Annotated in this window: 18 protein-coding genes and 1 riboswitch; of the genes, 7 read left to right on the top strand and 11 right to left on the bottom strand. The window is 60.3% G+C overall.

Translation table 11 applies throughout. From position 1 onward, the window contains the following. Positions 1-3: 3 nt before the first annotated feature. Positions 4-1,158: an amidohydrolase gene (locus tag AC5I5B_RS09735; RefSeq protein WP_111780242.1), complete on the bottom strand. Its 1,155-nt coding sequence runs from the start codon at positions 1,156-1,158 to the stop codon at positions 4-6. Between the two features lie 60 nt (positions 1,159-1,218). Beyond that, positions 1,219-2,865 (bottom strand): GNAT family N-acetyltransferase, encoded by a 1,647-nt coding sequence (locus AC5I5B_RS09730; protein WP_112958615.1) that lies wholly within the window; start codon positions 2,863-2,865, stop codon positions 1,219-1,221. 234 nt (positions 2,866-3,099) lie between these two features. Here AC5I5B_RS09730 and AC5I5B_RS09725 point away from each other — a divergent pair, with 234 nt between their 5' ends. Both AC5I5B_RS09725 and AC5I5B_RS09720 read left to right on the top strand, forming a co-directional pair. After that, positions 3,100-3,834 (top strand): SDR family NAD(P)-dependent oxidoreductase, encoded by a 735-nt coding sequence (locus AC5I5B_RS09725; protein ID WP_003506382.1) that lies wholly within the window; start codon positions 3,100-3,102, stop codon positions 3,832-3,834. 36 nt (positions 3,835-3,870) lie between these two features. Next, positions 3,871-5,223, top strand: a complete 1,353-nt coding sequence (locus AC5I5B_RS09720) for an aspartate aminotransferase family protein (protein ID WP_003506383.1) — start codon at positions 3,871-3,873, stop codon at positions 5,221-5,223. Between the two features lie 117 nt (positions 5,224-5,340). Here AC5I5B_RS09720 and AC5I5B_RS09715 read toward each other — a convergent pair whose 3' ends face one another. Next, entirely contained in the window at positions 5,341-6,687 is a 1,347-nt protein-coding gene (locus tag AC5I5B_RS09715; protein ID WP_112958616.1) for a dicarboxylate/amino acid:cation symporter, read from the bottom strand. Positions 6,688-6,923: 236 nt separating this feature from the next. Here AC5I5B_RS09715 and AC5I5B_RS09710 point away from each other — a divergent pair, with 236 nt between their 5' ends. Further along, positions 6,924-8,765 (top strand): sensor histidine kinase, encoded by a 1,842-nt coding sequence (locus AC5I5B_RS09710; RefSeq protein WP_112958617.1) that lies wholly within the window; start codon positions 6,924-6,926, stop codon positions 8,763-8,765. Position 8,766: 1 nt separating this feature from the next. Beyond that, positions 8,767-10,131, top strand: coding sequence for a sigma-54-dependent transcriptional regulator (locus AC5I5B_RS09705; protein WP_112958618.1), 1,365 nt, complete (start codon positions 8,767-8,769; stop codon positions 10,129-10,131). Between the two features lie 97 nt (positions 10,132-10,228). On the opposite strand, the gene AC5I5B_RS09700 is transcribed toward AC5I5B_RS09705, so the two are convergent. Next, complete coding sequence (locus tag AC5I5B_RS09700) at positions 10,229-10,720, bottom strand: BA14K family protein (RefSeq protein ID WP_003506390.1); 492 nt, start codon at positions 10,718-10,720, stop codon at positions 10,229-10,231. A 179-nt stretch (positions 10,721-10,899) separates the two neighbouring features. Between AC5I5B_RS09700 and AC5I5B_RS09695 the strand changes: the two genes are divergently transcribed. Continuing rightward, positions 10,900-11,610, top strand: coding sequence for a GntR family transcriptional regulator (locus AC5I5B_RS09695; protein ID WP_112958652.1), 711 nt, complete (start codon positions 10,900-10,902; stop codon positions 11,608-11,610). Between the two features lie 52 nt (positions 11,611-11,662). Here AC5I5B_RS09695 and AC5I5B_RS09690 read toward each other — a convergent pair whose 3' ends face one another. Together AC5I5B_RS09690 and alr are read right to left on the bottom strand one after the other, a co-directional pair. Then, positions 11,663-12,919: a D-amino acid dehydrogenase gene (locus AC5I5B_RS09690; RefSeq protein WP_112958619.1), complete on the bottom strand. Its 1,257-nt coding sequence runs from the start codon at positions 12,917-12,919 to the stop codon at positions 11,663-11,665. Between the two features lie 7 nt (positions 12,920-12,926). Next, positions 12,927-14,093: an alanine racemase gene (alr, locus tag AC5I5B_RS09685; protein ID WP_111817955.1), complete on the bottom strand. Its 1,167-nt coding sequence runs from the start codon at positions 14,091-14,093 to the stop codon at positions 12,927-12,929. Positions 14,094-14,219: 126 nt separating this feature from the next. Here alr and AC5I5B_RS09680 point away from each other — a divergent pair, with 126 nt between their 5' ends. Continuing rightward, entirely contained in the window at positions 14,220-14,678 is a 459-nt protein-coding gene (locus AC5I5B_RS09680) for an Lrp/AsnC family transcriptional regulator (RefSeq protein WP_003500727.1), read from the top strand. Positions 14,679-14,902: 224 nt separating this feature from the next. On the opposite strand, the gene thiD is transcribed toward AC5I5B_RS09680, so the two are convergent. The 5 genes from thiD to AC5I5B_RS09655 are packed head-to-tail and all read right to left on the bottom strand — an operon-like array spanning position 14,903 to position 18,815. Beyond that, positions 14,903-15,700: a bifunctional hydroxymethylpyrimidine kinase/phosphomethylpyrimidine kinase gene (gene thiD, locus AC5I5B_RS09675; RefSeq protein WP_112958620.1), complete on the bottom strand. Its 798-nt coding sequence runs from the start codon at positions 15,698-15,700 to the stop codon at positions 14,903-14,905. Then, on the bottom strand, positions 15,697-16,359 hold the full coding sequence (gene thiE, locus AC5I5B_RS09670; protein ID WP_003506409.1) for a thiamine phosphate synthase: 663 nt from the start codon (positions 16,357-16,359) through the stop codon (positions 15,697-15,699). Before thiE ends, thiD begins: the two co-directional genes overlap by 4 nt. Then, on the bottom strand, positions 16,346-17,086 hold the full coding sequence (locus AC5I5B_RS09665; protein ID WP_080864898.1) for a hydroxyethylthiazole kinase: 741 nt from the start codon (positions 17,084-17,086) through the stop codon (positions 16,346-16,348). Before AC5I5B_RS09665 ends, thiE begins: the two co-directional genes overlap by 14 nt. Further along, positions 17,083-18,033, bottom strand: coding sequence for an ABC transporter substrate-binding protein (locus AC5I5B_RS09660; protein ID WP_162724171.1), 951 nt, complete (start codon positions 18,031-18,033; stop codon positions 17,083-17,085). Before AC5I5B_RS09660 ends, AC5I5B_RS09665 begins: the two co-directional genes overlap by 4 nt. Next, positions 18,030-18,815, bottom strand: a complete 786-nt coding sequence (locus AC5I5B_RS09655; protein ID WP_080866819.1) for an ABC transporter permease — start codon at positions 18,813-18,815, stop codon at positions 18,030-18,032. Before AC5I5B_RS09655 ends, AC5I5B_RS09660 begins: the two co-directional genes overlap by 4 nt. Positions 18,816-18,941: 126 nt before the next feature. After that, a riboswitch (TPP riboswitch) is annotated at positions 18,942-19,044 on the bottom strand. Positions 19,045-19,239: 195 nt separating this feature from the next. Here AC5I5B_RS09655 and AC5I5B_RS09650 point away from each other — a divergent pair. Beyond that, the gene (locus AC5I5B_RS09650) at positions 19,240-20,529 is read left to right on the top strand and encodes a pilus assembly protein TadG-related protein (protein WP_003506420.1); all 1,290 of its coding nucleotides are present in this window, start codon (positions 19,240-19,242) and stop codon (positions 20,527-20,529) included. Positions 20,530-20,546: the final 17 nt, after the last annotated feature.

Genomic DNA, 20,546 nt, shown 5'->3' with positions numbered 1-20,546 from the left:
CGCTTATTTCACGTCGGTGAGGTTGCGGATGATACGCATGAAGATGCGTGCTCCGCTGACGATCAGCGCGTCCGGAAAATCGTAATCGGGATTGTGCAGGTTGGGGTAGTCCCTGCCTGCACCGAGAAAGAACATGGCCGAAGACGAAACGGCGCGAAAACGGCCGAAATCCTCGGAAGCCCGCATGGGCAGCCCTTCCGAACCGTGGGAGATTTTCTCCTCGTCCAGCGCTTGCCGGATATGCTCGACCGCGTCGGGCGCATTTTCGCAATGGAGGAAAATATCGTCATAGGTGATGTCGAGTGCCAGCTTCTGCTCGGCTGCAACCTTTCTCGCCAATGACTCCGCAGCCTCGCAGAGTTTTTCCATCCGGTCGTCGGTCAGTGTCCGCAGCGTCGCCCAGATTTCCGCATCGGCCGGAGAAATGCCGAAAGCGGCTTCACCCATAACGGCATGGGTGATCGTCACCATCGAAAAATCAGGCTCAGGCGGGAAACCGGAGCCGAGTTCGGCCAAGGCCGGCATTAGCTGAGAGATGGCCCGCATGGGGGAAATGCCGTGTTCGGGCGAGGAAGCATGCGCGGTCTTGCCGGAAAGGCGGATTTTGACACCACGCGACGCGCAGTTGACCGGTCCCTCCACGACGCTGACATGGGCGAAAGGCAGGCCCGGCAGGTTGTGGAGTGAAAAGGAGTAGTCCGGCTTTATGTGTTCGAAGCGCGGGTCGGCGAGCACGGCGGCGGCGCCCGCACCGGTTTCTTCCGCCGGCTGGTACAGAAGGATGACGCGGCCGGTCTCCGGGCGCTGCCGGGAAAGGCCGAGCGCCAGCGCCGTCAGAATGGTGGAATGGCCGTCATGGCCACAAAGATGGCCCTTCCCATCAGTGCCGGAGCGGTATTCGGCCTCACTCTTTTCGTGGATAGGCAGAGCATCGAGCTCCGAACGGATCAGGATCGCCGGACCGCTTTTGCCGCTGTCATAAATCGCGGCGACGCCATGGCCGCCGAGATCCGCAAAAAGCTGGTCGGGCTGCGCCTGCTTCAGGAAAGTGCGGATGCGCCGCGCTGTTTCCTTTTCTTCGCCGGAGATTTCCGGATGACGGTGCAGATCATGGCGAAGCTCAACGAGATCGAGCATGTCCTTGTTGGTCAGAAACATCAAAAATCCTTGCAAGTCGTCCGGCCGGTTTTTCCAGCCGCAACTTACAGGGCGTTGCCTTTAATGCAAAACCTTTGGCGGGTGCCAGCGTTTGCCCGCCGTTTTCGGCTTGATGGCGAGCGTGACGATATCTGACGGCAGCGGAACCTTTGTCTTTGCCAGTTCCAGCCTGGCAAGGGCTGCACGGGCTTTTTCTGCATATTCCAGATGCGCCGCATCGTCGGAATGATAATGCTGCAGCCTGTCGAGAATTTCAGCGCCTTCCACCGTTCTTTCGGCGGCAATCAGCGCCACCGCGCATTTATAAAGCGCTTCCCGGTGGAAGGGTGCGCGATTGGTTACCTGGCGGAAGGCCTCGGATGCCTCGTGGTAGTACTGCTGCGCCAGCCGGGCCTCGCCGATGCGAAGCCACAGGACGACGGGTTCCTGGCCAGCGGCCAGAAGGCTTAGAAAGGCGATCTCGGCCTCCCGGAATTCACCCCGGTCGAACGACAGATTGGCGAGCCCGAATTGCGCGCCGAGATGGTCAGGTGCTGCGGCAAGCACCTGCCCGAAGGCGATATTGGCGGCCGCCTTCTGGCCGCTCTTGTAGAGTTTGAGCGCCTGTTCGTAGACAAAACGGATGCTGCGGGGGTGAAGCGTGCCGCCGAGATTTTCGCCCGAGCGGGTGCGGAACAACGTGCAGCTCAGCTTCTGCTCCTCCGGCCCGAAGAAATATTTGTAAGGCTCGTTGCCGCGCAGGAAATCATAGGTCCTGAAACCCTGCTCGATCGCCCGGCGGATGCAGTGGCCATGCAGCACGAGGCCGGGGGAAGGGGTCTTCCAGTTCTCGTCGCGGCCGGTGATATAGAACAGGACCGACTTCTTCTGGCGGTCGATGATATTGGCGAGTGCCCCCAACGGCTGGTCGCCGAACCAGAGGACCGGTACTTCCAGATCGCCGCGGATATAGACATCCATCAACATTTGTCGTGTCGCGCCGATCAGGAGTTCCGTACGCTCCTTGCCCTTGTGCGGCGCCCAGCGGATGCGCCAGAAATCGAACAGGATATCCATATCCCGCCTGATCGTCTCTCTCGTCGCGAAGGTGATGCTATATTCATCGCCGCCTTCGACCTTTCTCAGGAAACGTCGGAGCTTTTGCCGGGTCTGGCTGCTCATATGGCTGTCGAGATAGCTATCGAACGTCTCCGGCAGGGCCACCACTGGGCAGATGCAATTGTTGATGTTGTAGGGGTTGGTCGGCATGTTGTCGCGGAACATGACGAGCGGACCCTGAAGCGCGCGGATCATTGCGTCGCGACGCTCCGGCGGGCCGGAGAGATAATCGAGTTTCAGTTCTGTCCAGTTCTGCTGGCGTATATAGGAGCAGAAACCGGCAACGGCGTGATCTTCATAGTCCGGCAGGGTGATGAAGCCGGTGTAATCCGCCGCCGCATTGCCTGCCATGACGATGCTATCATGGAAGCGGCCGGTTTTCTTGTCCGGTTCGGTGACGATGCGCAGCGGGAAAAACGCCACATAGGGCGAGCCTTCCGGCCGTTCGCGCAGCGCAAGGATGAACCAGCGCCTGCGGCGCGGCATATAATCCCTGAGCCATCCCCAGGAGAGGAAATGCCGGGCATGGGGATCGGCCATGAACACCGCATCCCAGTTTTCGCGGATCGCCTCGAAGCCGGCGTCCGTGTCGATGATATCGATGCGCATTCGTCCCCCTCCCAATACTGATCACACATTCGGGAGGCTTCATTTTATGGGGAAACGGTCGGCTTCAAATATTCCCTTCGGGTGAAAGCCGTACATCAAATGGGATTAGCCCGTCGCCGATCCGCCATCGCTGCGCCGCGACAAAAAAGACCTTGTCAGCCGATGGCAGCGCTCTAACATGCGGGGCTGAATGCGCGGCCGGCTCAACGGTCCGCATGGCACAGGAGTTCTCATATGGCTGTTCCTTATATGCTTCTGACCGGCGCCAGCCGCGGAATAGGGCATGCCACCGTCAAGCTGTTTCAGGAAAAGGGCTGGAGAATTCTCACCGTATCGCGGCAACCCTTCTCCGAGGAATGCCGTTGGCCGTCTGCACGGGAAAGCCATATTCAGGCTGATCTGGAGGACTTGTCCCGTATTGACGCTCTGGCGGACGAGGTGCGTTCACGCCTGCCGGAGGGAAAGCTTGCGGCGCTTGTCAACAATGCCGGAATTTCGCCCAAGGGTGAAGGCGGAAGTCGTCTCGGTGTGAAGGATACGACGGCGGATATCTGGACGCGGGTGCTGAACGTCAATCTCGTTTCGACGGCGCTGCTTGCCCGCGCGCTTTTGCCGGAACTTGAGGAGGCGAAGGGCTCCATCGTCAACGTCACATCGATTGTGGGCTCACGTGTGCATCCTTTTGCAGGCGTGGCCTACGCCACATCGAAGGCGGCGCTCGCGGCGCTGACGCGCGAACTTGCGCATGAGTTCGGCCCGCGTGGCGTGCGCGCCAACGCCATTGCGCCGGGTGAGATCAACACCGCCATCCTCTCCCCCGGAACGGCGGAACTGGTGGACGCGCAGGTGCCGCTCGGGCGGCTCGGCACCACGGCCGAGGTGGCGCAGACCATCTATTTCCTCTGCTCGGAACAGTCGAGCTACATCAACGGCGCGGAAATTCACATCAACGGCGGCCAGCACGTCTGACACGCCGACCATCAACCGAAAATGGAGCCTTTATCGATGACCATCCTGCCGAATTCCGTCGAGGCACGCGATATCGCCTATCAGATGCATCCGAACGTCAATCTGCGCAAATTCGAAAAGACCGGCGGGCTTGTCATCGAGAGCGGCGAAGGCATCTATGTGACCGACAGCAGCGGCAAGCGCTATATCGAGGCGATGGCGGGGCTCTGGTCGGTGGCGCTCGGTTTCGGTGAAAAGCGGCTGGTGGAAGCGGCGACGAAGCAGATGCAGAAGCTGCCCTATTACCACACCTTTTCCTACAAGACGCACGGCCCGTCCGTCGATCTCGCCGAGTTGCTGATCGAGCTTTCGCCGGTGCCGATGTCCAAGGTGCACTTCACCTCCTCCGGCTCCGAAGCCAACGATCTCGTTGCCAAGATGGTTTGGTATCGCTCGAACGCCCTGGGCGAGAAGAACAAGAAGAAGATCATTGGCCGCATCAAGGGTTATCATGGCGTGACCATCGCCTCGGCCTCGATCACCGGCCTGCCGCGCAACCATGAAAGCTTCGATCTGCCGCTGGACCGCATGCTGCACACGGCCTGCCCTTCCTATGTGCATTTCGGCAAGGATGGCGAAAGCGAAGCGGAGTTCACCGCACGTATCCTTGGGGAATTGGAGGATCTGATCCTGCGCGAAGGTCCCGAGACCATCGCCGCCTTCTGGGGCGAGCCGGTGATGGGCGCCGGCGGCGTTCTCCTGCCGCCTGAAGGTTATTGGGAGGGTGTGCAGGCGATACTGAAGAAATACGATATTCTGCTTGTCGTGGACGAGGTGATCTGCGGTTTCGGCCGAACCGGCAAGATGTTCGCCTGCGAGACCTATGACATCAAGCCGGACGTGCTTGTCGTCTCCAAGCAGATTTCGTCGTCCTACATGCCGCTTTCGGCGATCATCATGAATGACAGTTTCTACCAGCCGATTGCCGATGAATCCGATCGTATCGGCTCCTTCGGCCACGGCTACACCGCCTCTGGCCATCCGGTCGCAACGGCTGTGGGGCTGGAAAACCTGAAGATCATTCAGGAGCGCGACCTTGTCGGTAATGTTGCCCGACTGGAAGGAAAGTTCCTCGATCATCTGAACGCGCTTGCCGACCACCCGCTTATTCATTCCTCGCGCGGTATCGGCCTGATCGGCGCGCTGGAGGTAAAGCCATGGGAGGGCATGAAGGCGGGTGATACCACGCTCACGCTGGCTGCGGCCATCGAAAGCGAAGGCGTCATCACCCGGCCGATCGGTGAAGCCATCTGCTTCTGCCCGCCGCTGATCATCACTGCCGAGCAGCTGGACGAGCTGTTTGCCGGTGTGAAGCGCGGTCTCGATAAGGCATTGGCCGCGAAAGGCTGACACTGCACAGTTTGCAATTCCGTAACGGAAAAGCCCGGAGTATCGCAAGATGCTCCGGGCTTTCTGTAGTTGCCTGCCCGGGAAAAACCGGGACAGGCCAGACCTTGGGAGGTCGTATTATTCGGCCGGCTGGACCGATGCCGGAAGCGAATCCACATCGGCGATGCCGGTGAACTCTTCCTTGCCGCTCAGAACGCGGGCAAGCTGGTCCTGATCCAGTTCGCCTTCCCAGCGGGCGACGACGATGGTGGCGACCGCATTGCCGACGAAGTTGGTGAGCGCACGGCATTCCGACATGAAGCGGTCGATGCCGAGGATCAGCGCCATGCCGGCAACTGGAACCGAAGGCACGACGGAGAGCGTGGCTGCGAGCGTGATGAAGCCAGCGCCGGTGATGCCGGCCGCACCCTTGGACGAGAGCATGGCAACGAGCAGCAGGAGGATCTGTTCACCGAAGGAGAGGTGGATACCGGTTGCCTGTGCGATGAAGAGCGCCGCCAGCGTCATGTAGATGTTGGTGCCATCGAGGTTGAAGGAATAACCGGTGGGAATGACGAGGCCGACGACGGAGCGCTTGCAGCCCGCCTTTTCCATCTTGCTCATCAGGCCCGGCAGGGCGGCTTCCGAAGAAGAGGTGCCGAGAACCAGAAGCAGTTCTTCCTTGATGTAGCGGATAAGTGCGACGATCGAGAAGCCGTTGTAACGGCAGACGGCGCCGAGAACCACGAACACAAACAGGAAGGAAGTGATGTAGAACGTGCCGATCAGCATGGCGAGGTTTGTAACGGACGAGATGCCGTATTTGCCGATGGTGAAGGCCATCGCGCCAAAAGCGCCGATGGGAGCGGCCTTCATCAGGATCGCGACTAGCTTGAAGATCGGATACATCAGGGCATGCATGAAATCGGTGACGGGCTTGCCCTTTTCGCCGACGATGCCGAGCGCGATGCCGAAGAGAACCGAGAAGAACAGCACCTGCAGGATGTCGCCGCTGGCGAAAGCACCGACGATGGTGGTCGGGATGATGTTCATCAGGAAGCCGGTGATAGTCTGCTCATGGGCCTTGTCGGCGTAGGTCGCGACAGCCTTGGCATCCAGCGTGGCGGGATCGATGTTCATGCCGGCGCCCGGCTGCACGGTGTTGGCGACGATGAGGCCAACGATGAGCGCAAGCGTGGAGAATACCAGGAAGTAAATCATGGCCTTGCCGGCGACGCGGCCCACCTTCTTCATGTCGTTCATGCCGGCGATGCCGGTTGCGACGGTGAGGAAGATGACGGGAGCGATGATCATCTTGACGAGGCGGATGAAGCCGTCGCCGAGCGGCTTCAGCTGTTCGCCGAAGGTCGGATAGAAATGGCCGAGCGCGATACCGGCGATGATGGCCACCAGAACCTGAAAATACAGGTGCTTGTAAAATGGCATTTTGGCGTGGCCTGCGGCCACGGCTGTCGTATCGATCATGTTTTTTCCTCCTCGGCCTCACCCTGCCTTTATTGGCCTCCCGGGATCGCCGTGTCGTTGACGGCTTCGCGCCGATTGCGGAGTCATGTGCAATACGCATGCCAGACTTGTTTATTTGCTGTAACCGGCTGATTTCAAAAGTAGTTTTTATTGAGGCTTTGCTGGCTTACGGACGTTTGTGTGGAATTCCGGACAAAATCTCTTGCGATCTGTGCGTAAATCCGCACAATTATCCCATGACCTATCAGGATCAGGCACCTCATTCCCAGGCGAAGCGGCGGGCGCAATGGCTGGCGCTGGCGGGCCTGTGGCTGCTCGTCAGTCTTGGTGTTCTCCTGGTGGCCGATGAGTTCGCCCGCAACCAGGCGCTGCGGGTGGCGGGTTCCGACGCTGCCACGGACGCCGAACTGAAGATCGCGCTCCTGAATGTTGCGCTGGAGCGGCCGCGCGCCATTCCGCTGGTCCTGTCAGGAGATCCCGATCTTGCCGTGGCGCTGGATGGTGGTGGTGCTCCTGCCCTCGATCGGCTGAATCGCAAGCTGGAAGGGCTGATTGAAGGGACGCAATCCTCGGTGATCTATGTGACCGGGCCGACCGGATTGACCATTGCGTCGAGCAACTGGCGGCAGGCGGACAGCTTTGTCGGCTCCAATTATGCTTTTCGCGAATATTTCCAGGCGGCGATGAAGACCGGCATGTCCGAACATTATGCGCTTGGCAATGTCAGCCGCCGGCCGGGTCTTTATATCTCCCGCCGTATCGATTCCGCCGACGGGCGGCCGCTTGGCGTCGTCATCGCCAAGGTCGAGTTCAACCGGCTGGAGACCGACTGGAACATCGGAGGCAAACCGGTCTATGTGGTCGACAGAAACGGCGTCGTGCTGATGACCAGCGTGCCGGAATGGCGCTTCCGGACCGTCGCGCCGATTGATGAGGCGCAGCGGAAAATCATTTCCGAGAGCCTGCAATTTGGCAATGAGGCGCTTTCAACCTTGCCATTTCACGCTGCGCGGCGCTCAAGCGAGGGCGTTCCGCTCATTCATGTCGATCAACCGGGGAGCGAGCGCGGCGATTATTTGCAGCTCGAAATGCCGGTTCCGACCACTTCATGGACCCTGCATTATCTGCAGCCCGTGGCGCCGGCGCTGAACGCCACAATCCGCGAGGGCAGGGTGGTGGCGCTGGCGACGCTGATGCCGCTGATGGCGCTTTCGGCCCTGTGGCTGTGGCGCAGGCACAGGGCGCTTAAGGAAAAGGAAGAGGAACAGCGCGCCCGCACCGAGCTGGAAATGAAGGTGCAGGAGCGCACCCGCGACTTGACCAGAACCCGCGATCACCTGCAGGCCGAAATCGCCCTGCATGAAAAAACCACCGGTGAGTTGCGCAATGTGCAGCACGAGCTGGTGCAGGCCAACCGCCTTTCCATCCTGGGGCAGGTGGCGGCGGGTGTGGCGCACGAGATCAATCAGCCGGTGGCGACGATCCGCGCCTTTGCCGATAATGCCCGCACGCTGCTGAAACGCGACCGCATGTCCGAGGCCACCGAAAATCTCGAAAACATCGCGGCGTTGACCGAGCGCATCGGCACGATTACCGGCGACCTGAAAATATTGGCCCGGAAGGGCCGCACCGCCGCCGAACCGGTCAGCGTTCGCTTGGTCATCGAGGGTGCGGTCATGCTGTTGCGCAGCCGCTTTTCAGGGCAGATGGATGCGCTGGATATCGTATTGCCGGATCAGGACCTGAAGGTGCTCGGCAGCCGTATCCGGCTGGAGCAGATCCTCATCAACCTTCTGCAAAACGCGCTGGAAGCCACTGAAGAGACTGGGGCGGCCCGTGTCGAAGTTCGTGTGCGCGAAGAAGGCGACATGGTCGTGCTTTCCGTCAGCGACAATGGCACGGGCATTCCCGAAGCCATCCGCGCCCAGCTTTTTTCGCCATTCAACACATCAAAGGAAAGCGGCCTCGGCCTCGGTCTCGTCATATCCAACGATATTGCTTCGGATTATGGCGGGCGTATCGAGGTGGCAAGCAGCAAGGCGGGCACATGTTTTTCCGTATTTCTGAAGCGAGCATGACATGACGGCGGACGGAACCATATTCCTGGTGGATGACGACTCGCAGCTGCGCAAGGCGATGGTGCAGACGCTGGAACTTGATGGATTGCCGGTCACGTCGTTTTCTCGCGCAGAACAGGCGCTTGCGGCTCTGAACGAGGATTTCGACGGCGTCGTTATCACCGATGTGCGCATGCCGGGCATGACCGGGCTTGAGTTTTTCGACCATGTCCGCAAGATCGATGCCGATCTGCCTGTCATCCTCATCACAGGGCATGGCGATGTGCCGATGGCCGTCGATGCGCTTCACAACGGCGCTTATGATTTTATCGCCAAGCCATTTCCCGCCGAACGCATAGTGGAAAGCGCGCGCCGGGCGCTGGAAAAGCGCCGGCTGGTACTGGAAAACCGCGCCCTTCGCCGGGCGGCGGGACAGGCGGAGGATGATCTGCCGCTGATCGGTCAGACGCCCGCCATGGAGCGCCTGCGCACCACGCTTCGGCACATTGCCGATACCGACGTGGATGTGCTGGTGGCTGGCGAGACCGGCAGCGGCAAGGAAGTGGTGGCAACGGCCCTTCATCGCTGGAGCAAGAAACGCTCAAAAGGTAATTTCGTGGCGCTCAATTGTGGGGCGCTGCCGGAAACGGTGATTGAAAGCGAGCTTTTCGGCCATGAACCGGGAGCTTTTACCGGCGCGCAGAAAAAACGCGTCGGCCGTATCGAACATTCAAGCGGCGGCACCCTGTTTCTGGATGAGATCGAAAGCATGCCGCTTGCGGTACAGGTGAAGATGCTGCGTGTTCTGGAAATGCGCGAGGTCTCGCCACTCGGGTCGAACGAGGAGCGGCCGGTCGATATCCGCGTGGTGGCGGCGGCCAAGGTCGATCTTGGTGATCCATTCGAGCGCGGCACCTTTCGCGAGGACCTCTATTACCGGCTGAATGTCGTGACGCTGTCAATACCGCCGCTGCGCGAACGCAAGGCGGATATTCCGCTGCTGTTCTCCCATTTCGTCACGAAGGCCGCCAACCGTTTCAACATGCCGGTGCCGCAGATCAGCTCGGGCATTTCCCGCCGCCTCAATGATCATGACTGGCCGGGCAATGTGCGCGAACTCGGGCATTTCGCCGAAAGGGTGGTGCTGGGGTTGGAGACGGAACCGGCGGACGCGCCTGCATTGCAATCCGCGCTCCCCGCCTCCGGCACCTTGCCGGAGCGCATGGATGAGATCGAAGCGCGCATCATCCGCGAAACGCTGGAACAATCGAATGGCGACGTGGCGGAAACCATCGCCACGCTCGGCATAGCCCGCAAGACCTTTTACGACAAGCTGCAGCGGCACGGCATCAACCGGGCGGATTATGTGAAGAGCGGCGCGGCGTGAGCCGGCGCGGGGCCGGTTGACGCATGATGAAAAGCCGCGGACGTTTCCGTCCGCGGCCTGACAATAACGACCATAATTGTGCCGAAGGTCGGCTTGATCAACCCGCTACGCAGAAATGACGCTGGCCGTCATAATCCGTATAGGTCCCGGTGCGGGAATTGAAGCTCCGGTAACGCTGCGAGCAATAGTCGTACCAGGCGTTGGTCCAGGGCTCGATGGTGCGATAGGTGGCGCGCTGGCCGTAAACCGGGCGGCTGTCATAGACAGGTTGCGGGCGGTAGACCGGAGCGGGGCGATAAACAGGCTGCGGCTGGGGCCGATAGTAGCGATAGTCCGGCTCTTCATCGACATAGCTCGGCTCATAACGACGGGGCGGGTCGATATAGACACGCTCATCATCCACCGGCGCCGGGCGGGACATTGCGGAGCCGACGGCGACACCGGCTGCAAGACCGAGTACGCCACCCAGAATGGCAGCATCGCGACGATCACGGCGGTCCCAGTCGCCAGCGGATGCGCTGCTCAAGGGAACAATGGTAGCGGCGGCGACAGCAATTGTCAGAACTGTTTTAGCTGCAAAGGACGACATGGTGTGTTCTTCCGTACAGGTGGCAGGGTGCTGCCAGTTGCAAATTCGATGGTTAAGGAAATACAGCTCGGCTGCTGAACGGGCGCTGAATGAATTGTGGCGGACCGGCGGCTGCCCGCAATTCCTGTTTGCGTGCGCCGCACTTCGCGCTAGAACTCAAGAACAAACAGGACGCCCCGATGAGCCTTTCCCAGATAACCGTCAATTCCGACACCTCGCATGAAGACCGTGCCCAGGCCATTCGCGATACGCTGCGTGACGCCATTGTCGACCGCCGGCTTGCGCCGGGCACGAAGCTGTCGGAATCGGAAGTGGGAACGCTGTTCGATGTCAGCCGCACGGTGGTGCGCGCGGCATTGCAGATGCTGGCTTACGAAGGGCTGGTGAAGGCGGAACGCAACCGGGGGGCCTTCGTCTCCAATCCGACGCCGGACGAAGCGCGACAGGTTTTCGCCTCGCGCCGGCTGATCGAACCCGGCGTCGTGGATGCGGCAATCGAAAAAATCACGCCTGCGGCTGTGGCACGGCTAAGGGAGCATCTGGTGCAGGAAAGCCGCCACCAGCATGAACGTGGCCCGAGCGCCAGACGCGCGGAAATCAAGGCATCGGGCGATTTCCACCTAATGCTGGCCTCGCTTGCCGGCAATGCCATTCTGGAAAAATTCATGGACGAACTGGTCGCCCGCTCGTCGCTGGTGATCGCGCTTTATGGCCGCTCGGGTGTCTCGAGCTGCGGGCACAATGATCATGCCGATCTCTTGGATGCGCTGGAGGTAAAGGATGCGGCAAAGGCTCGTGCGCTGATGTTGCAGCATCTCGACCACATCGAGGCCGACCTTGACCTGCGCATGATGGAAGGTCTGGCACTGAAGGATGCGCTGGCGCTCTGATTGACCGCCCATCCCCGTCTAGAGGGGCGGGGATGCGCGGATTAATCGCGTGTCAGGCGGCGTAACGGCTGATCGCCAGATCGTGCGTATCTATCTCGGGCTTGTTCCCGCTGATGAGATCGGCAAGCACCCGTGCGGAGCCGCAGGACATGGTCCAGCCGAGCGTGCCGTGGCCGGTATTGAGATAAAGATTGCTGTATCGGGTAGCGCCGATGACAGGCGTACCATCCGGCGTCATCGGGCGCAGGCCGCACCAGAATTTCGCCTGGGTCTGGTCACCAGCCCCGCCGAACAGGTCTTCCACCGAATGAGCCAGTGTTTCCTGCCGCGCGGCCGGCAAATCCTTGCTGAAGCCGGCGATTTCAGCCATGCCGCCGGCGCGGATGCGTGAGCCGAGCCGCGTGATCGCCACCTTGAAGGTCTCGTCCATGACCGTGGAGACGGGCGCGCGCTCCTCCTTCACGATCGGAACCGTGATGGAATACCCCTTCACCGGGTAAACCGGCAGAGTAAGGCCAAGCTGGCGCAGGAATTGCGGAGAATAGCTGCCGAGTGCGGCGACGAAAATGTCAGCCTCCACCAGTCCCCGGGTGGTTTCCACCGCCTTGACACGTCCCGCTTCAACGATGGGGCGCATGATGCCGGTATCGTAAAGGAAGGTAACGCCGGCTTCTTCGGCCATGCGGGCAAGTTCGGTGGTAAACATGAAGCAATCGCCGGTCTCGTCGCCCGGCAGGCGCAGGCCGCCCACGATCTTCTCCTTCGCCGGCGCGAGGCCGGGTTCGATGGCGGCGCAGCCGTCGCGGTCGAGAATTTCGAAAGGCACGCCGCCTGCCGTCAGCACGTCGACATCCTTGCCGATGGCGTCGAACTGCTTCTGGGTGCGGAATACTTCGAGCGTGCCCTGCATGCGCTGGTCATATTCGATGCCGGTCTCTTCACGCAGGGCCATCAGGCAATCGCGGCTATATTCGGCGATGCGCACCATGCGGCTCTTGTTGATCGCATAACGCGCCGAGGTGCAGTTGCGCAGCATCTGGCTCATCCAGCGCCAGGCGGCCGGGTCGGCCGTCGGGCGGATGATCAGCGGCGCGTGTTTCATGAACAGCCATTTCATCGCCTTCATCGGAATGCCGGGTGCCGCCCATGGCGAGGAATAACCGGGGGAAACCTCGCCGGCGTTGGCGAAGCTGGTTTCCAGTGCTGCGGCCGGCTGGCGGTCGATCACCGTCACCTTGTGTCCGGCTTTGGCCAGATACCAGGCGGATGTCACGCCGACGACGCCGGCTCCGAGGATAGTGACGTTCATGATCGTCTCACTTGTGATTGACTGATGTTGAAGCAATGGCCGGGGTTTCACCCGGCTGAATGTAACTGCGGCGATAACGGCGTCCGAGGCCTGTCAGGATCTCATAGGCGATCGTGCCCGCATCGTCGGCAATGTCTTCCAGCGTCTGGTCTGGCCCGATCATCTGCACGAGACTGCCTTGCGTCAATGCGTCTTCGGGCAGGGCGGATATGTCGAGAATAATGCTGTCCATCGAAACGCGGCCCGCAATCGGCAGGCGCACGCCGTTATACCACGCCGCGCCGCGATTGCTGAGCGAACGCGGCAGGCCATCAGCGTAACCGGCCGCGATTGTCGCAAGGCGCGTCGGACCGGCTGCCTCGAAAGATCCGCCGTAACCGACCAGCGAACCGGCTGGAACAGTGCGGGTCTGGATGACGGCGAGGTCAAGACGAACGACCGGCTTCATCGGGTTGGGGCGGGCAACAGAGGGGGCGCCGCCATAAAGCGCGATGCCGGGGCGCAGGAGATGATTGTGGTAATCATTGCCCAGAAAGATGCCGCCGGAGTTGGAAAAACAGACCGGTACATCAGGGAAAGCAATGGCAGCTTTGCGCATCACCGAAAGCTGAGCGGCATTGGAGGCATGGTTCGGTTCGTCGGCGCAGGCGAGGTGGCTCATGATGAAGGCGATGTCGATACCATCAAGCAATTGCGGCTGCGAGGCGAGGACTTCAAGCTCTTCGGGGGAAAGGCCGAGACGGCACATGCCGGTATCGATCTGCACCGCGGCGGCAAGCCTTTTGCCAAGCTTCTTGGCATGGCCTGACCATTGAGCGATCTGCTCCAGTGAGTTCAGAACCGGGGTAATGGCCATGGCCGCGCAGGAGGTCTCATTGCCAGGCTGAAGACCATTGAGGACGAAAATCCGCACTTCTGCCGAAAGTCGGAGCCTGAGCGCCAGCGCTTCATCGATATGGGCGACGAAGAAATTGCGGCAACCGGCCTCGAACAGGGTCTGCGAGACGATATCCGCACCCAGGCCATAGGCATCGGCCTTGATGACGGCCGCCGTCTGCGATGCTGGCGCCATCGCCGCGAGGGTCAGATAATTGTCGCGCAATGCGCCGAGGTCGATGGTCAGATGACCGCTTGCACCACCGGCTGCCTGCTGGCGGCTGATCTGCATATCCATGTCGTTCACCCTCATTTTTATCTCATGAGGGTATTGCAACGATTATCGAATTTCTTGGCGATTGTTCGAAGGAAATGCGATAGAGTTCGTAATCACGCAATTTTCTTTTGCTAATTGGAATCTTCTATGTCGTCCCTCGATGCGACCGACCGCCATATCATCCGTCTGCTTCGGCTCAATGCCCGCATCAGCAATGCCAAGCTTGCTGCAGAGGTCGGACTTTCGGCATCCGCCTGCCTTCGCCGGGTCGATATTCTCGAGCGGGAAGGGATTATTCGCGGGTACACGGCACTGACCAGCGGTCTTGCCGGCGGCGAGGTGATTTCGGTCATCGTGCAGATCACGCTGGATCGGCAAACGGAGGATTTTCTCAACCGTTTCGAAAACGCAGTGCGGCGATATCCGGAAATCCGCGAATGTTATCTGATGACGGGCGGCTCGGATTATTTTCTGCGCTGCGAGGCGGAAAGTGCGGGGGATTTCGAGCGTATTCACAAGGAAATTCTGTCGAAACTGCCGGGGGTTTCGCGCATTCATTCGAGTTTTGCGATCCGGAATGTGCTGGCGACGCCGAAGGCGCGGTAGTTGCATTTTAAAAGCGGCAGAATATGCGGCCACCCCCCTCTGTCCTGCCGGACATCTCCCCCTCAAGGGGGGAGATCGGGTAGGGGTTCTGTTTCATTCCCACGCTATTCTTGCAACGCGCGATACGTTTCTAATTGTATGGTGGGCCACAGCCACTTGTCGATCTCCCCCCTTGAGGGGGAGATGTCCGGCAGGACAGAGGGGGGTAAGCCCCGCACTCTGCACTAACTCCACCACCGATAAAAATGATGCACCGGCCCCCGCCCATGTCCAACGGCAAGCCCCCGCCCGGCATCGAGCGCCCCGCTCAGATACTCCTTCGCAAGCCCCACCGCTTCCCGCAACTCACAACCCCTGGCAAGATAAGCCGTGATCGCCGCCGCCAGCGTGCACCCCGTCCCGTGGTCATTCTTCGTCTCCACCCGTGCCACGGAAAGCGCCTGCATGGCGCCGTCCGCAAACAGATAATCCGTACTCTGCGGCCCCTCACCATGGCCGCCCTTGATGAGCACGGCTTTTGCACCCGCTTTCAGGATCGCCTCAGCCTGACGGGTGATCTCCTTCTCCATGGTGGCCATCGGCGTGCCGGTCAGCAACGCCGCTTCCGGCAGGTTCGGCGTGACGATGGCGGCGAGCGGCAAAAGCTCGCGCCGCAATGTCTCGATGGCATCTTCATGCAGCAAACGGTCGCCTGACGTCGCCACCATGACCGGATCCAGCACCACCGGCTGTGATTGCTGCCGAAGCCGTTCGGCGATGGCGGCGATGGTTTCGATCCGCGATACCATGCCGATTTTCACCGCATTGACGGCAAGATCGGAGAATACCGCCTCCATCTGTGCGACGATGGTGGCGACGGAAATATCCTCCACCGCGGTCACGCCTCTGGTGTTCTGGGCGGTGATGGCGGTGATGACGCTGGCCGCATAGGCGCCAAGCGCTGAAAAGGTCTTGATATCAGCCTGGATGCCCGCGCCGCCGCCGCTGTCGGAGCCGGCAATGGTCAATGCAATTGATGTCATGGTTGTCTCGCTTTCAGCGTGGCGTCAATTGCGGAGCGGAAGTCCTTGGCCGCACTGGCAATATCGGCCGCACGAAAAATGGCGGAAATGACCGCGACACCATCCGCACCCGCCTTGATGACGGACGGTACACGCGCAAGATCGATGCCGGCGATGGCGCCCACCGGCATATCAGGTCGCCATTCCCTCAAAAGGGCGCGTAGCGTCGCAAAACCGTCGATGCCAACGGGCTTGTCCGGATTGACCTTGGAAACGGTTTCGAACACGCCGCCAATGCAGGCATAGTCGACGGGCATGGAAGCTGCCCGTTCGGCATCGGCACGGTTCTTGACGGTAAGGCCGATGATCGCCTTTTCACCGAGAATGCGCCTTGCGGTCTTTGCATCCATGTCGTCGGCGCCGAGATGCACCCCGTCCGCGCCAGAAGCGAGCGCCACATCCACACGGTCGTTGATGACAAGCGGCACGCCGGTGCCGGCGATGGCCTCATGAATGGCGCGGGCGTTTTCGATCATTTCCCGCGTAGAGCCGTGCTTGTCGCGATATTGCAGAATGGTCGCGCCGTTGAGTGCGGCGGCGAGAGCAAGCTCCGGCAGCGGTGCGACATCGCTAAGGCTTGCGTCGACCAGCGCGTTGAGGCGGTAATCAACCTTGTTCATGCTCGATCCTCGCGTGATTGATGATGTCCTCACCGGAAATTTCGGAAAGCGCATCCAGAAATGCCGGTTCGAATGTGCCGGGGCCTCCGGCGCGTCTGGCGGCGAGTTCGGCGGAAACGCCTGTCACGGCAAGGGCAGAGGCCGCCGCCGTCAGTGCGTCTTTTTCCACTGCCATGAAGGCGGCGATGACGCCGCCCGAGAGGCAACCCGTGCCAGTCACCTTCGCCATCCACGGATGGCCGTTGACGATCCTGACGCTGCGGGTCGTGTCGCTGAGGTGATCCACAGGCCCTGTCTCGATCCTCACTACATCAGGCACATCGCCGATCAGGCTCATTTCGGCGTGATTACCGCGCACGATGGTCGGGGAAAGTGCGATGAGTTCGCGCGCGAACTCCAGTCGCGACGGTGAATAATCGCAATGCACGGGGTCGACGATCCACGGCTTGCCGGAGGCATTGGCGATCTCTATCGCAAGCCGGATGACCTTGCGCCGTTCGGCATCCAGTGTGCCGAGATTAACGGTCAGTGCATCCGCCTTGGCCACGAAGCTCTCGATTTCCTCGAGCGAGGTGGTCATGGAAGGAATTCCACCGACGACGGTGATGCCGTCTGCGGTGAATTTCTGCACCACGGTGTTCATCAGGCAATGCACGCGCGGGCGCGTCTGCCGCACGCGCTCCAGAATTTCGGCGGCCTTTGCCGCTGTCGGATAAGTCGTCGTCATGGCTGTTGCAGCTCCACGGCGATGTCGCCCGCCGCCGGCGCCTGCTTGATCAGCTGCATCTCCTGCATGAAAGCGCCGAAACGTGCATAGCGGGTGCGGTCGAGTGCGGCCGGGCGCTTGGCGAAACGCGGCAGCGTGTCGAAGAAGGCCTGCTTGTTCAGCGCGTCATCAAGGTTCGGATAGGCCTTGATGAAAAGCTGCCAGGATTCCTGCGGGTGGTTGGTGATGAAGATCGCGGCCTGTTCCACGGCGGAGAGGAAACGCGGCAGGCGGCTGTCCTTTACGAGATCGCGATGGGTGACGAAGATCAGCTCGTCATAGGCCGGAACGCCATGTTCCTCGGGAAAGAAGGAGCGGCCCTCATGTCCCTCGAGCTTCATCTGCGTCAGCTCGAAATTGCGGAAACCGCCAAGCGTGGCATCCACCTTGCCAGCGATCAGCGACGGCGAGAGCGAAAAATTGACGTTGATGAGTTCGACATCATCCTTCGTCAGCCCGTCCTTTTCCAGCATGCGCTTCAGCATGGCATCTTCGAAGCCGGATACGGAAAAGCCGACCTTTTTGCCCTTCAGATCCTTCAGGCTCTTGATCGGCCCATCGGCGAGAACGGTGACGGTATTGAGGGGCGTTTCGACCAGCGTGCCGAAACGCACGAGTGGCAGGCCGGCGTCGTGGTCGAGATAGAGGTTCGGCTGGTAATGCACGCCAATATCGGCCTGTTTTGCCGAGACGAGACGCGGCACGGCGGAGGGGTCTGCGGGCGGAACCAGTTCCACCTCCAGCCCGGCATCGGCAAACAGGTCGCGTTCTTTTGCAATCACCATCGGCGCGTGATCCGGATTCACGAACCATTCGAGCAAAACGGTGAGCTTGTCGGCCGCCTGGGATTGCATGGGCGCAAGCACGCTTGCAGCCGCGACGACGAGGGAAAGAAGAGTTCGTTTCATGGTGCCGAAAGTCTCCGCAAATATCTGAAAGGAGTGGTGTGTTCTGTTTCTTTGGCCCAGGGGGCGAGATGGGCTGTCGAGAGATCGACGATAAGCCGCAGCAGCACCGCCATGACCGCGAGAATGGCCATGGCGGCGAACATGGTGTCGGTCTGCATCCGGGCATTGGACTGGATCATCACAAATCCGAGCCCTGCGGATGCGCCCACCCATTCGCCGATGACGGCGCCCAGCGGAGCGAGCGGCGCTGCCACCCTCAGGCCCGAGATCAGCGACGGGAGCGCCAGCGGCACACGCAACCGGGTGAGGACCTGCCAGTGGCTCGCCTTTGTCAGCGAAGCGGCGTCGAGGATGGCGCGCTCCGTGCGGTTGAGGCCGTCAGTGAAGGAGGACGCGACCGGAAAGAAGATGATGATCGCCGTCATGACCACTTTCGAGGCCATGCCGAAACCGAACCAGAGGACGAGAATGGGGGCGAGCACGAACACCGGAAAGGCCTGCAACACCAGAACCATGGGCCAGACGAGGCGGCCGAGGCGCGGGATGGCGGCAATGGTGAAGGCGACGAGAATGCCGGCGGTGATTCCCGCCGCAAGCCCGAGCGCCATTTCGCTGAAGGTTACCAGAGCCTGTCCGAGCAGGAAGCCGGGCTGGCGCAGGAAAGCGCCGGCAACATCGGCGGGCGATGGCAGGATATAGCGGGGTGGCGAAAATAGCCACGTCCCCGCCTGCCAGAAAACCAGCAGAAGACCGACACCGTTCAGCGCATGGGTGGCACGCATGGGCCGGACCTCAGACGCAAACGCACCATGTGCGAAGGGCGGAACGTTTCAGCATCATCATTCGTCTCCAGATGTGACAATCACGGAGATCAGGGCAAAGCGGAGAAGAGAAAGGGCAGCGCCCCTCGGGCGCGACAGTTCCGTTCCTACGCCGGCATGACCCGGATCAGGTTCAAGGGTCCGGCTCAACGCCATCTCAGCACCGTCTGGTGCTCCCCTCGGAAGAGTTTGTTTTGTAAGTCAAGTTTCATAAATGTCAACGTCCCGCCGCCGATCCGCCGTCAGGCGCGATCGCGGGTACCCGTATCCATCTGCGTATTAGTTATTGAGGAAATTAGATTTATCGAAAATTAGTTATCTCTTGAAACTGCCTTTCAATATTGTACGACTAATTTGGCCCCGGGAAAGATGATTGGGGGCGAATTTGAAGAACTTCTGGCAGGATAAATCGGGAAATTTCGGCATTCTCAGCGCCTTGTTGATGGTGCCGCTGATTGGCGCCGCCGGCGTGGCCCTTGATGTGACGCACGGCATGGCCGTCAAATCAGACCTGCAGATGGCGGCGGATGCTGCGGCGCTCGCGGTGGTTGCCGATACGTCGGCGAGCGTTCACAAGGCAAAGGAAATGTCGAGTGACGGCGTCATTACGCTTGGCGGCGATGAGGCTTCCGCATTCTTCGAAAGCAATGAGAGGGCCAATCCCGACTACAAGCTCCTGTCTCTCGACGTGTCGGTGATCAAGCGCGGTAACGCCATCGAATCGTCGGTCAGCTTCAAGGCATCCATCGGCACGAAGCTTTCACGGGTCCTCGGAGAGGATCTCATCACTGTTTCGGGCAAGGCGACCGCCAAATACGAGACGGAAACATTCAGCGACTTCTATGTGCTTCTGGATAACACTCCCTCGATGGGCGTTGGCGCCACGCCGGCCGATGTCGCCACCATGGTTGCGAATACGAGCGACAAATGCGCTTTCGCCTGTCACATCGTGACAAACGGGGTGGTGGACAAGAACAGCTATTATTACAAGGCCAAAAGCCTCGGAGTGACGACGCGCATCAATGTGGTCGCAAAGGCCACGGCGAGCCTTATGGACACGGCGAAGTCCAACCGCAAAAGCAGCAATCAATATCGCATGGCGGTCTACACTTTCGGAGAGAAAGCCGAAGATACGAAGCTGCTCGAGGTCGTTCCCTTGACGTCGGACCTGGCGACCGCGAAGAAGAAAGCCGGTGAAGTCGACCTGATGTCGATCCCAAAGCAGGGATTTAACAACGACCAGCAGACGGATTTCGACCGGGCACTCACTCAGATCGGCGACAAGATCGGCAATTCTGGCACCGGGGCGAGTTCGGCCAGCCCCGAGAAGATTATCTTCTTCGTTTCAGACGGTGTCGGCGATAGCTACAAGCCATCCAGCTGCACCAAAAAGACGACCAGCGGCCGCTGTCAGGAGCCGATCGATATCAAATATTGCACGAAGCTGAAGGAAAAGGGCTTCCGGATCGCCGTGCTCTACACCACCTATCTGCCGCTGCCGACCAATGACTGGTACAATAGCTGGATCGCGCCCTTTCAGCCGGAAATCGGCGCACGCATGCAGCAATGTGCTTCTCCAGGACTGTTCTTCGAAGTCAGCCCGTCGCAGGGCATCAGCGACGCGATGACCGCCCTCTTTAAAAAGGCCATCACATCACCCCGCCTGACGGGGTGATGGAGAACGAACCCGCT

The organism is Agrobacterium sp. (genome assembly GCF_059499945.1).
This window is presented reverse-complemented; position numbering and strand designations above follow the sequence as displayed.